Source organism: Fibrobacter sp., assembly GCF_045601785.1.
Classification (GTDB): domain Bacteria; phylum Fibrobacterota; class Fibrobacteria; order Fibrobacterales; family Fibrobacteraceae; genus Fibrobacter.
This window is the reverse complement of the sequence record NZ_JAZSAF010000060.1, coordinates 1-13,197: the sequence shown is the minus strand read 5'-3', so window position 1 is coordinate 13,197 and position 13,197 is coordinate 1. Positions and strand designations below refer to the sequence as shown.

Annotated in this window: 10 protein-coding genes; 6 read left to right on the top strand and 4 right to left on the bottom strand. The window is 52.4% G+C overall.

Annotated features, from left to right (window positions below; translation table 11 throughout):
* Both ACKI61_RS09490 and ACKI61_RS09485 read left to right on the top strand, forming a co-directional pair.
* Positions 1-556, top strand: a 556-nt coding sequence (locus ACKI61_RS09490) for a glutamate ligase domain-containing protein (RefSeq protein ID WP_407457492.1), incomplete at its 5' end; no start/stop codon positions are given.
* A gap of 22 nt (positions 557-578) precedes the next feature.
* The gene (locus ACKI61_RS09485; protein ID WP_407457491.1) at positions 579-1,454 is read left to right on the top strand and encodes a hypothetical protein; all 876 of its coding nucleotides are present in this window, start codon (positions 579-581) and stop codon (positions 1,452-1,454) included.
* Between the two features lie 60 nt (positions 1,455-1,514).
* Here the strand turns inward: ACKI61_RS09485 and ACKI61_RS09480 are convergent, their stop codons facing one another.
* A complete protein-coding gene (locus ACKI61_RS09480; RefSeq protein WP_407457490.1) occupies positions 1,515-2,957 on the bottom strand; it encodes a monomeric [FeFe] hydrogenase in 1,443 nt (480 codons plus the stop codon).
* 227 nt (positions 2,958-3,184) lie between these two features.
* On the opposite strand from ACKI61_RS09480, the gene tnpC reads away from it, so the two are divergent.
* The 3 genes from tnpC to ACKI61_RS09465 all read left to right on the top strand — a co-directional run bounded on the left by tnpC (position 3,185) and on the right by ACKI61_RS09465 (position 9,860).
* Complete coding sequence (gene tnpC / locus ACKI61_RS09475) at positions 3,185-4,690, top strand: IS66 family transposase (protein ID WP_407457489.1); 1,506 nt, start codon at positions 3,185-3,187, stop codon at positions 4,688-4,690.
* 464 nt (positions 4,691-5,154) lie between these two features.
* On the top strand, positions 5,155-8,754 hold the full coding sequence (locus tag ACKI61_RS09470) for an InlB B-repeat-containing protein (protein ID WP_407457488.1): 3,600 nt from the start codon (positions 5,155-5,157) through the stop codon (positions 8,752-8,754).
* Positions 8,755-8,876: 122 nt separating this feature from the next.
* Positions 8,877-9,860 (top strand): hypothetical protein, encoded by a 984-nt coding sequence (locus ACKI61_RS09465; RefSeq protein ID WP_407457487.1) that lies wholly within the window; start codon positions 8,877-8,879, stop codon positions 9,858-9,860.
* Between the two features lie 310 nt (positions 9,861-10,170).
* Here ACKI61_RS09465 and ACKI61_RS09460 read toward each other — a convergent pair whose 3' ends face one another.
* The 3 genes from ACKI61_RS09460 to ACKI61_RS09450 all read right to left on the bottom strand — a co-directional run bounded on the left by ACKI61_RS09460 (position 10,171) and on the right by ACKI61_RS09450 (position 11,455).
* A complete protein-coding gene (locus ACKI61_RS09460; RefSeq protein WP_407457486.1) occupies positions 10,171-10,389 on the bottom strand; it encodes a hypothetical protein in 219 nt (72 codons plus the stop codon).
* A gap of 111 nt (positions 10,390-10,500) precedes the next feature.
* The gene (locus ACKI61_RS09455; RefSeq protein WP_407457485.1) at positions 10,501-10,728 is read right to left on the bottom strand and encodes a hypothetical protein; all 228 of its coding nucleotides are present in this window, start codon (positions 10,726-10,728) and stop codon (positions 10,501-10,503) included.
* Between the two features lie 397 nt (positions 10,729-11,125).
* Positions 11,126-11,455, bottom strand: coding sequence for a hypothetical protein (locus tag ACKI61_RS09450; RefSeq protein ID WP_407457484.1), 330 nt, complete (start codon positions 11,453-11,455; stop codon positions 11,126-11,128).
* A 165-nt stretch (positions 11,456-11,620) separates the two neighbouring features.
* Between ACKI61_RS09450 and ACKI61_RS09445 the strand changes: the two genes are divergently transcribed.
* Positions 11,621-13,042 carry a transposase gene (locus ACKI61_RS09445; protein WP_407457483.1) on the top strand — a complete coding sequence of 474 codons (1,422 nt, stop codon included), beginning with the start codon at positions 11,621-11,623 and terminating at the stop codon, positions 13,040-13,042.
* The last annotated feature ends 155 nt before the right edge of the window (positions 13,043-13,197 follow it).

Here is a 13,197-nt window from a genome sequence, read left to right as displayed (position 1 = left end):
CAGCGAGGCCAACATGCTGGACGCGCTGGCCGTCATCTGCGCCGCCCACATCCGCGGCCTGGACATGGCGAAGGTGGCCGAGGGCCTGGGCAGCTTCATCGGGGCCCACCGGCGCTTCGAGCTGACCAGCGTCACCGACGGCGTGCGCTGCTACACCGACTACGGCCACAACCCCGCTGAGATCAAGAACGCGCTGAAGATCGCCGCGCTACAGCCCCACAAAAGCCTGTGGTCCGTCTGCCAGCCCCACACCTACTCCCGCACCAAGACGCTGTTCAACCGGTTCCTGGAGACCTTCGACGTGGCGGACAAGGTGCTGATCACCGACATCATGGGGGCGCGGGAGGTCGACCCCGGTGACATAAAGTCGGAGATGCTGATCGAGCCCCTTCGCCAGAGAGGCGTGGATGCGGTGCTGACGCCCACCTTCGACGACGCCGAGGCCTACCTGCGCGCCCACTGGCACAGCGGGGACGTGATGATCAGCCACGGCTGCGGCGACATCGACCTGCTGAACGAGCAGATCGCGCTCCACGGCGACACCCCGTCCAAATAAACCCCTATCGGAGGAAACGGACTTGAAAAAGCTATTGTGCGCGCTGCTGATATGCGCGCTGTGCGTCTGCGGGCTCGCGGCATGCGGCAAAAAGCCGGCGTCGGACGGCTCGGGAACAGCCCAGTCTGATCCCGCCGCGAACGCGGATGTCACGCCTGTGCCCGAGGAGGGCGGTCATGGCGAGGAGGACCAGAGCCAGGTCCTGGCCAACATGCCCACCCTCGCCCCGGCCCAGCCCGTCGAAGGGATCGCGGACGACGATGACGACGATGACGACGACGATGACGACGACGGGGATTACTACAGCATGGAAGCGCTGATGAATCCCCCGGACGACCCCGAAGCCCCGGCGGATGCCCAGGACGCCGCGCCGACCAGCACGCCGAGGCCCGGCAGCAACCTGATCGACCCCAACACGCTGTCCTACACCGCCCTCAGCGACCCGGACATGAAGCTCACCTTCAACTACCCCTCGAATTGGATCAACGTGCCGGGGGTATTTACGGTGTGCTACCGGGAGATGGCGGAGCAGGGCGAATTCCCGGCCAGGGTCGCCATCTCCGCCAAGCGGCTGGTGCACTCGCCGGAGGGCACGGTGGTATCAGACGAGCTGACCGAATTCGTTCGGGTCATCCGGAAGCAATACGACGCCAACACCTTCCAGCTGGGCACGCCCAATTCAGAGGACACGTTCATGGGTAAGCAGGCCCTCTCCAACACCTATCTCGCCTACTCCGGCGAGACCGAGGTCAAGGGCTTCATCATCGGCCAGTCCATCGGACGGGTGTTGTACGTGTTCCACTTCAGCGCCTCCTACGAGGATTACGCCGCCATGGAGCGCGTGATGCGGTACATGCTCAATTCGGTGCAGATCATACAGGACGAAAAGAAGGATTAGAATAAGGCGCGGGGACGGAATGCATTCCGTCCCCGCGCCTTATCGTTGCTGTCAGCTTGTCTACTTCTGTTCGAACTCGCCCAGCGCGCTGACGATGGTGCGCTCGCTCTCCTGCTTTTCGTACTTGGTGAACTGCACGCGGTTGCGGGCGCTGTGGCTCAGGCAGGCAGGGCCTCCAATGCAGCCGCCGTCGCAGGCCATGCCCTCGATGAAGTTCTCCTTCAAGACGCCCTTGCTCTTCTTCAAAAGCGCCGCGTTGCACTCCGCCAGCCCGTTGCAGGACACGGCCTGGAGATCGAAGTTCTCCACGCCCTCCATCTCCTTGATGGCCTCGGCGACCGCGTCCGCCAGTCCGCCGCAGCGGGCAAAGCCCCGGCCGAAGGTCGAGGAATTGGTCAGCTGGACGCCCTTCAGGGACCGAAGGTCGATGTCGGCGGCGTCGATCCAGGCCTGCATCTCCTCGAAGGTGATGGCGCAGCTGACCGCGTTCTTGCTGCGGGTGTAGATCGTCTCGTACTTCTTGGCGATGCAGGGCCCGATGAACACGATCTCGGCGGTGGGGTCCTTCTTGCGGATCTGGAAGGCCATCATCGCCATCGGCGATGGATTGTTGGACACGTGCGGCGCGATGTCGGGATAGTTCTTCTGCACGAGGCTCACGAACGCCGGACAGCAGGAGGACGTGAGGAAGCCCTCCTCCACCAGCTCCTTGGCCTCGTGGAAGGCCACCGCGTCCGCGCCCCAGGCGGCCTCCTCCACCCGGTAGAAGCCCAGCTTCAGCAGCGCTTCATACACCTGGTCGGCCTTCACGTCGGTGTACTGGGCGCCGATGGACGGGGCCACCACGGCGTAGGTGTGGTAGAGTTTGTTGTTCAGCGAGTCCTTGATGATCTGTATGGCCTTGGTCAGGAAGGACTTGTCTGAGATCGCGCCGAAGGGGCACTGGTACACGCAGGCGCCGCAGGAGACGCACTTCTCCAGCTTGATCATGGCCTTCTGGTTATCGGGGTTGATGCTGATGGCCTTCATCTTGCAGGCCTTGATGCAGGGCCGCTCCAGCTTCAGTATCGCGCCGTAGGAGCAGGCGGCGGCGCACCGCCCGCACTCCACGCACTTCGTCTTGTCGATGGTGGCGTGGCGGTTGACGATGGTGATGGCGTTCTTCGGGCAGGCGTTCATGCAGTTGTGGGCGATGCAGCCCCGGCATGCCTGGGTGACGGTGATGCCGTCCACGGGGCACTCGTCACAGGCGATGGGCAGCACCTCGACCACGTTGGGGTTGCGGGTATTGCCGCCCAGGGCCAGCTTCACCCGCTGGTTGATGATGGCCCGCTCCTTGTAGATGCAGCAGCGCATGGTGGGCTTCGCGCCGTCGGGGATGATCTTTTCCGCGATGCCGAGGGTGTTTTCCGGCGTCAGCGCGTCGCCCAGGGCCAGGGTGGCCACTTCCTTCAATACTTTATATTTCAACTCCTGAACATCGGTGTCGAATTTCGGCGTCATGTCCATTCCTCCCTGCGTTATACTTTTCAAACACACTGGTATTATAACACGCCATCAATTCATTGCGCAATACTCCCCGCAAATAATTTGACAAAGCCGCTGCTTAATGATAGAATTTATGTAACTGTTCAGTTCCTCCATAAGTTAACGTAAAATTCCAAAAGGAAATTACGAAGTCATGTCGAATAATAAACCGTAGCAAGAGAAGCTATGGGGAGGTGTTCGGCATGGAAGAAATGTTCAATCAGATGCTACAGCAGATGAAAGAACTGACCGAGCAACTCCAATATCAGAGCATACAGCTCCAGCAGCAGAGCGCACAGCTCCAGCAACAGACCGAGCAACTCACAGAACTGCAAGAGATCATCGCGGCGAAGGATGCGCAGATTGCAGCGTTAACGGCGCGAATCGAAGAACTGACCCACAAGAAAAACAGTGGGAACAGCTCAAAACCACCGTCGAGCGAGCGTCTGAACAAGCCAGCGCCCAAGAGTCTGAGGACCAAGAGTGGCAAGTCGGCTGGCGGTCAACCGGGGCACAAGGGTAGCGGCATGAAGATCGACCGGGAGCCGGACAAAGTCATAGAGCATCGGCCAATCCAGTGCGAAGGCTGTCCCCATGCCGGGGCCTGCAAGCTGCGGTGTTGCGAGACGCGGTATGAATACGAAGCCATTGTAGAGACCAAGCTCATCGCGCACAAGGTGCTGGGCTGCGAGGCGTGTGCGCTGACCGGTAAGGCAGCGCAGGGCACATTTCCCCGGCATATCACCGGGGCCAAGCAGTACGGTCCGGGAGTGGCCGGGCTGGCAGTGTCCCTGCTGACAATCGGATACATGAGCGTGGACCGCGTGCAGAAGCTGCTCAAGAGCCTGCGAATCCCCATCAGCAGCGGCGCAATCCAGGACATGCTGGTCAAAGCCGCGAAGCTGGTAAAGGCACCTGTTGAACGCATCCGCCAGACGGTAACCCAGCTGCCGGTTGCCCACTACGACGAGACCGGCTGGCGTGTCGCCGGGAAGCTGCATTGGCTGCACTGCGCCTGTAATGAGCAGTGGCGCTATTACACCGTACAGGAAAAGCGCGGCCAGGAGGGCATCTCGGATATGGATGTGCTGCCGAACGCCAGCGGCGTAGCAGTGCATGACTTCTGGAAGCCCTACCAGAAGTACGACAACGTCGATCACGCCATGTGCTGTGCGCACTTGGAGCGGGAACTGGTCTACGCCCATGAGACTGGCAACCAGGCCTGGGCCAAACTGCTGCGGGAGTTGCTGCAAACGCTGTGCCATCGCCGCAAGGTGCTTCAATCCGAAGGGAAAGAAGCCTTTCCGGAGCAGGAATTGGCGGGTTACCTGGAACGCTACGACAGACTGGTCGACGAGGGACTTGCCGCCAATCCCATTCCGGAACACGTTCCCGGAAAACGCGGGCGCAAGGCCAAGGGCAAATTCAGGTGTTTGCTGGAGCGCTTCCGCGACTTCAAGGATGACATCCTGAGATTTGCAAGGGACTGGCGTGTTCCCTACACCAATAATACCGCTGAACGGGCAATCCGCTGCGCAAGAGTCAAGGAGAAGGTTTCCGGGTGCTTCCGCACCAAGTCCGGCGCAGATGATTTCGCATGCGTCCTCAGCTTCATTTCCTCGGCGGCTCTTCATGGCGTCTCTTCTTTTGATGCCATCGTCGCTGCTTTTCGGGGTAACGCTGTCGGGGTGTTATTCGGGGTGGACTGAACAGTTACGAAAATAGAATAAATTATCTATGATTATTTTGAGTATATTCTTTAAAAATGTCAATGGTTTACAAAAACGCTTTAGCTTGATAAACTAGAATTGTCTTAATCAATTAAAAACGTCATTTTCTGATATTTATCAGATTATAACTGCACATTATTTTGTATATAGCACGAACAAAGTGTGCGTAACTGGCATCATGAGGATTTCAGTTCACGCTTTGGTCGCGCATGCGGTTAGACGTTTGAAATTGATTAAGACACCCCTCGTGGTGCCGTTTTTGTTCAACGGGAATATCCGCCCTTTAGCTCGGTATAAATCCTCAGAGCAAACTAGCCCCCAGCTAGTTAAGGGTCAGAAGAAATAAACTCCTATGGTTCAAATAGTTTATTCTATATTCCCGTTAAAGAACAAATTCGGTTTACCACTCGAGGGTCCATTACTAATAAAGAGAGGTAAAACGAATGACAAAAAAACTTTCTACGATAAACGATTATTATAGGAAACTGCAAACGTCAGTTTTACTTCTCTTCCTTTCATGTTTTTCGTTTGTATTCATTCCTTACATTGTTGCGGACGCCAATGCCGAGACTGCGGAGGTTGAACTCGATTGGACGAAGGTCGTCTTAGAGCTCGATACCGGTTCAAACTCCGGCAACGTCGCCTTTAACAATGGCGGCGCGATTACGCCCGACGAGGCCGGGAAGGTCGCTACCGTCTCAAAAACCCTGACCGTCAATACGACCGGGAAACACTTTAACGTTTACCTCTCAATGGATTCCTCGGTCGGCAACAATAACAAACTCTGCTATGATTTTGACGCTTCTGATCCTCTAAAGAGTGCCTGTACCCATACCGGGATGGGCGTTAATCCCGTCATAGAAAATTCCGGCTCCCCTGCCGCCTTGACCGGCAACGATTGGGGCTATGCCCTGAACGACGGCGAGACCGGCTTCTCTTCTGCCGGAACATACTCTAACATTAACCTCTCTGGCGACATCATCTCCTCGACCACGACCAACTCCGCTGACCTTGCTCTCTATAACGCGAAGTGGGCAGCGGTTCCTCTCTTTGGCAGTGAAGACGTGATTTGGACCGGCAATACCAATAACGCGAACGGCTTCGGAACGACCACTATTGGCGGAGAAACTTATACTGGCGATTCTAACAACACCAAAACCATTGTCTATGGCGTTAAGATCAACAACAACCTCGTTGCCGGAAACTATGGCAGTAAGATTCTTTATACCGCCGTCGCTTCCGCTTCCGACCTCAACACTCCGAGTACGAACATCGTCAGCTCTCTTACTCTCGGCGGTCCGACCGACCTCGCGACGCTCTATATGGATATTGACGCTGAAGGTGCAAATATCAAAGAACGCAATATCACTGTACGCATGGTCAAACACTCCGACGCCGCTACCGCTGACAGTAATAGCGACGGCAAGTTCACTGAATCGGAGCTCTCTTCTGCGCTCAACAGTTCCGTCGGTTCCTGTTTAGTTGCGAACAACAGCCTCGATCTTGGCGACGGCAGTCTTAACTTCGGCTGCGTTCTTCCAGATCTCGGACTTAACGAAGGAACGGACTATGATTTTATCGTCGAGATTCCGATTACCGGCGGTCTAACAAGAAGATATATCAGCTATAAAACCGAAGGCGGAAACGAAGGCGCAATTCGCTATGTCGGCCTCCAAACCAAGAAGAACTCGACCGACTATTATGTCGATACCATGCAAGGTATTACAGCCGGCGTCTGCGCGATGACGAATGTTTGGGGCGCGACTGTTGGCTTCGACGCGAGGATTTATAATAGAACCGGAACTGGCGTCGCCCTTGCTAATTCTGCAACCGATTCCCTCGCAATAGGTACGGGAACGTTCCAACTTGAAGATATAAGGGACAACAAGGAGTATCTTGTCAGGAGACTCGCTGACGGAAACTGTTGGATGGTGCAAAACCTCGATCTTGAACTAGACGACTTTGCCGGGAAAGATGATACTAATGGCGGGTTAACCCCAGCAAATACTGACCTTAACTCGGAAGAATCAAAGACAAGAGGTTATTGGGACCCAAGCGCTTCCGTTATGACTCTCTCTGGCTCGACCTTAACAGAAAAACTTCAGTCTAAGCTCGGAGCTGACCAAACTTGTTCTGAACAGTTCCAATCTAAGGGAAATGCCGGCTCCGGCTGTTATTGGGGTAGTAAATTGAGCGATGACGGAAATCTAACCCCGCTCGCAGATGTAACGAATAACGCCAATGCTGCGATTCCGCGAAGCTATGACAACGGGAGCGATTGGGTTAAGAACGAGAATATGTATATTAGCGATAGCGACCAAGGTGGAGCTGGGGACGCATCACATTATCAGAGCTCAGGGACGCCGACAAATGTTAAAGGCGATAATCCAGAAACGCAGTATATGGGGAACTGGTATAACTGGTATGCGGCGACGGCAGAAAGCGGAACTTGGGAAATGAAGACTGATAGCGTCGCAGGAAGCGCGGAAGACTCGATTTGTCCGGCGGGGTGGCAATTACCGGTTAATAGTGCATCTAACGATAAGAGTTGGGGTAAATTATTAACAACTAGCTATGGAATTACTAATGATGCACTAGGTTCGCAAAAAACACGTTCTTATCCTCTCTCTATTATCTTTTCAGGAGACTACTACTGGGTTAACGGTGACCTGTACAATCGTGGTACCCTCGGAGTCTACTGGTCCTCTACTCCATATGCCTATACCAACTCCCACGACCTCGGCTTCCATTCTACGGTCGTCCAACCCCAGGGTGGCTACGATAAGACCTACGGCTTAACCGTTCGTTGCGTCGCCCGCGACACAGAAGCCACGACCGTCGAGGAAGATGAAGAAGAAGCTGTCGCTTGCGAAGCTGGGAAGATTTGCTATGACGGAAATGGTGGTACTGGGACGATGAGCGATCAAACTGCCTCGGCGAGCTCCGACGTAATGTTGACCGCCCCGACCTATAATAAACTCGGCTACGCCTTCGTCGGCTGGAACACGCAGGAAAACGGTTTCGGAACCACTTATCAAGCTGACGAAACCATCACGACCCCAAGCACTTTAAACTCTGAAGGGCTCCAGCTCTACGCTAAATGGCTTCCGTCCGCTGGCGAGATGCAAAACTGGTCTGGTTGTTCCACCCTCGGCGAGCACGAAACCGTTGCCCTGACCGATAACCGTGATGGAAAGACCTACGCCGTCCGTAAGCTCAAAGACGGCAACTGCTGGATGGTCAACAACCTAAACCTCGAACTTGCTAACTTCGCCGGAACGAATAATTTGACGAGCGACAACACCGACCTCTCGACTTCCCGCACCGATTTAACTGACCTTGGCAATGGTAAAAAGGCTTGGGACCCGTCCGCTTCGACTGTCGCCAAATACCAGTCCGGCGAGACTTTCTCTGACTTTACCCTCCGCGTCCTCGGTCAGTCCCAGCCCGCTCAATTCCAATCCGAAGACCAAATCGGCTACTGGTGGGGAAGTCTGAAGAGCGATGATGGGAACTACACGGATTTGACCGGCAATCCTATTAATAATGCAAATGCTGAAATACCACGCTCGTATAGTTATAGTGATGGAAGCATTTTTAACTGGTATGCCGCGACAGCAGAAAGCGGAAATTATTCGGCGACAAAAACCTATAACGACTCAATATGTCCTAAGGGGTGGCAGTTGCCGGTTCATGGAGACTCTGAAACCGATAAAACATTTGCAAAGCTAATCAAAAATACTACATATGGGTACGGACTAATCTCTGTAGACGGTAATCAAACTGAATCAAATAATCCAACTTATGGTGCGACAGGAGCATCACTGAAAATGTCCGAGTTCCCACTTTCGTTCGTCCGCGCAGGCTACATCAATACTAGAGGCACTCGTGGAGGTGTAACAGTAGAAGGAGCATACTGGACTGGTAGCGTATCCAGTCGCGCGGGTGCCTACAGGCCCAATTATCGTCCAACATCTGTCGCTACAACTGGTGTTTCTGGAAAGTCGGATGGTCTAGCCGTCCGCTGCGTCAACCGCGACTAGCCTGCCATCCTCAAACTGCCTCCGAGTGGAGGCAGTTTTCCATAACAAATTTATTATATTTCGTTATAAGATTGCACGCCTCTTTGTTTCGTGTTATAGTGAATAAAAAGGAGGCGTACCTTATGAATACCTTTTGGCCTGTCTATCAAAGGTTAGAGAGAGAAGTATTGGATTTGGCGAAGTATATTCTATTTGATGACAAGCAATTAAAAACATATTCTCCTTACATGGGCGAACTTATCATACGCTGTGCAATTGAAATTGAAGCTTTATCAAAAGAATTGTATTCTTTGCTGGGTGGAGCAATGATGATTACAGATCCCGCAACGGGAGAAACCAGGCCACCATACTTCGATACTGAGTGCTTAAATCTTCTAGCTAACACCTGGCATTTGAATACAAAAAAGATTCAAATTGTTTCGCCCATTATGATTTTTTCTCCGCAAAACTCGGTGTTGACTCCGCTTCATAAAGCTCACAAGCGTGGAACAAGTGGCAGTAAGTGGAAACAGGCATATCAAAACATTAAGCATGATCGTGCTAACTCCACGAACAAAGGGACTATCGAGAACTTGATAAATGCCTTGGGGGCTCTGTATATTTTGAATTTATACTTCAGGGATGATGTATTTTGGTCCGAAACCCCCATTCGGGATAGACGTGAGTATTCTGCCAATTCAGAAATCTTCAATCCATTTATCTGCGATGCAACACATATTACTATGTCGACGAAAATGGGAGATCAATATAATAATCCTATCCCTGAATTAACGCTAAATGAGAGTATCTACATTGAAAAAATAAGTGACCAAGCTTTTGAAGACATCCACAAGGCGTTTTGCGAGAACGAATTGCACCTTAGGAATGCAATCAAAGAAAGCCCTGATTATGTTTCGTATCTTGGCCAGCATCCAGAGGACAAATCACTTCCTTTGGCCGAGATCGCTCAAAGAATCAAATTCGATATTATTGGATTCCAGATCAATGATCTCAGTATCGCAAGAGCAGTCAGATTAATTAGAAATAAAGAGATCATCCTTAATAAGCACGCCCCGATCTATCCGACAAAAACCATTGGTGATTATATCTCTTCTACTCAGAAGTGAACTGCTGCAGCTTAACGATGAATATGAACAAGGTTATTACTGGTATACCACTACTTTTTTTGCGGGCTTCTACAGCTATCTCAATGGAGAGCTTCTTTACAACTCCGATGCAGGCTACTATTGAAGTGACATTACCTTTTCCTTCGAAGCAGAGGTACAGGACTTGACTTTCAACAGTACAATGATGAGATCAACAAGATAGATACGGCAAGATGAACAATTGCTCTATCCACTGCATCAACAAGTAGTTTAGCAACCCAAAATGTACCAAAGGGCGGCACCACCATGATGCCGCCCTGCGCGTTCCAGCCTATTCCGGCTTCAGGAGGCTGACAGCCTCTTCAATGGACTTTCCGCTGGCGATGAAAGCGTCGATCAGCTTCGCTTTGTCCGCTTCAGCCTGTTCTGCTTTCAGATCCTTCAGCTCCTGCTTCTTCGCTTTCGTCTGCGCGGTCAGCGCCTCCAACTCGGCTTCAACGGCAGCGATCCGCTCTTCGATAGACAGTTCAACTTTCTTTCTGCGCGGCATGGTGTATCCCCCTTTAGCTTTTATTTTAGGCGATTTTATTTTACCATAAACTCCTCTACCTGCGCAACAAAAAAATGTGGGACGACGCTTTCGAGCCGCCCCTGTCGTCGGTCATTCATGTACATACTGGACGGTAGTGACCTCGTTGCCGAACATCGTCGTGTGCGGCCAGGTGTCGACGGTCATCCACTTGCCGTCACAGAGCCAAACCCGGAATTTGTTGTTGCCGATCTTGTCGACTGTCTTAACATTGTACCGGGTCGCAAACAGCTCATAAACCCCACGTTCCGTGTTGGAACTCAGCTTTTCGCCTTGCAGGGAATTGAAGAAATTAAACATAGCTTTCACCTCCTTCCCTTTCCGGTCCACTCCGGGTCTTCGTCGTATGCAGGATAATGGCGTGACCTGCCGACGTGCCTTACCGTGTCGCTAACCGTAGCGCCTGGATTATCGTACATATAGTCAACCATTTCCTGATAGATTGCGAGCGAATGGACAACTTCGTCCTCAAGGGTCTGCCTGTCCTTCTTCTCCTGCGCGGCTTGTTGACGCTTCAGTGAGCGAAGCCCTCGTCTCCAGCGTCGTTGTTGGCGTTTCCTTCGTCGCTTTTCTCTCTCTTCAGGGGTAGGCGTTTGTCGTTGAAACATTCCTTCCCAAGGTTCACCAGTAGAGGTAGTAAACACATAAATAATTACCCATAATATGATAACAACCACCGTCCATCCTGATAGTGACATCAACGACCACCTCTCTTGTTGAGATCGTAAATGCGATCCGCTACAAAAATCATACTTCTGGTCGCCAGCTCCTGCATTCGTCTCATCGCGTAGCCATTCCTCTGGGAAAAACGTTCACTCAATTCTTCGATCCTGTCCTGGCAGATCATTCCGGCCATCGCAACCAGAGTGTGGTTATTGATCTCTGATATTGCCCTCAGAGCCTGAACCTTGTTCATAGCATCCATCCGGTTGATATGATCCAGAGAATTGTCAGACAGGTTCGTCAGGTCCATCGGGGGCAGCTTTTCATCCTTCCCCTTGAACCGATCATCCTTATACTCGCCCATAATAGAGCCTCCTTTTCTTTTTATTCTGAGTAGCCACTTGTAAAAGTCGAGAAAGCCCGCAAATACAAGTGATTTTGATACATTTATCAACTGATTTTTCTCCACTTTTGCTGTATAATATCAGTACACCACTACTTCAATCGTACAACAAAAGGGAGAAAAACCATGCGAAAGTCAGCCGTGCAAATATCCTTGTGGGACATCTACAACGGTGTGTCCGAAGCCATCGAGCAGCATAAGCCCCAGCTTATCCGCCTTCTGGAGGAACACATTGATTTTGACAGGCTTATTCCTGTCAGTTTCAAGCTCGCCTTCTACCGCCACATGGGAAGAAAGCACAAATATCACCTTGAAAGCTTCATACGGGCCTTCGTCGTTCAGAAGGTGCTGGGCATTCCCACAGACACCCTTTTACTCTCGCTGCTGCGTTTATGCGCAGAGCTTCGGGATTTCTGCGGCTTCGATAAGATCCCTGACGCTTCCCAGCTTACACGCTTCAGGGACCGGTATTGTTCCTTCCTCGCTCAGATGTTTGAGCATCTTGTCGATCTGACCGAGCCGATCTGCCGTGAGATTGACCCCAGGAAAGCCGATTACTTCATCTATGATACCACCGGCATCGAACTCTCTGTTGCAGAAAATAACCCCAAGTTCTTCAACACAAAGCTCAGGGAGGCCAAGAAGCTCGCTAAATCCTACTCGAACTTTGATCCTTACAAGGCCGTTTATTCCTTCCTGCCTGATGCTGCCAGGGTCAATCCCGACGCCCGCCAACAGTATATCAACGGTCACTTCTGCTATGCCGTCAAGGCCGGCATCGTCACCAACGGCCTGGGCATCTGCCGTCACATCGCCTTCTTCGACGATGATTTCAGAAAACGCCACCCAGAGGTTTCCTCTCCCAAGTCCGATTGTCCCGACAAAGATAAGGAAATCGGGGATTCCGTCTCCCTCAGGCCCATCCTCTCCGATTTCCGGGCCGCTCACCCGAACATCCACTTCAAGTCTTTCCTCGGCGATTCTTCTTTCGATTCCTACGACATCTACTCCATGCTCAAGAACGAGTTCTCCTTTGAGCGCGCCTGTATCCCCATGAATCCCAGAAACTCCAAGGCTTCATCCTCCGACTTTGACACCTCTGGCACTCCGATTTGTCCCGTTACCGGGAAACCCTTTACTTTTCTCGGCAAGTCCGGCGGTAAAAACCGTTCTTCCCGTTTTAAGTGGGTTTGCCCCGCTTCCGTCCCCAAGGGCTCTTCCAGAGTGTGCATGTGCGAACATCCTTGCACCGATTCCTCTTATGGCAAGTGTGTCTACACCTATCCCGACAAGGACTTTCGCCTCTATCCCGGCATCCCCAGAAACACCGACCATTGGAACAACCTCTACCGATACAGGGTCACCGTTGAGAGAACCATTAATATCTTCAAGGATTCCTTCTCGCTTGATTCCGGTAAATCTCACCGTACCGCTACCGTTAAGGCTGATTTATTCCTTGCCGGTATCGCTCAACTCGTTGGTGTCCTTCTCGCTCATGCTTTGCATAAGCCTCAGTTCATTAAGTCCATTCGCAGACTGATTGCCTGACTCTTTCCTGAGTTTCCCCTTTGGGCGGCTTTTACCCCGCCTGCTTTGCGCTGCCTTTCTCTCTGTGTCTCTGTCCCCGTTCCTTCTTCTTATCCTTTGTCCGGCTTGCTCTTGCTGCCATTTCGCGCTCCCGCGCCGACTTTTACAATTGCCTA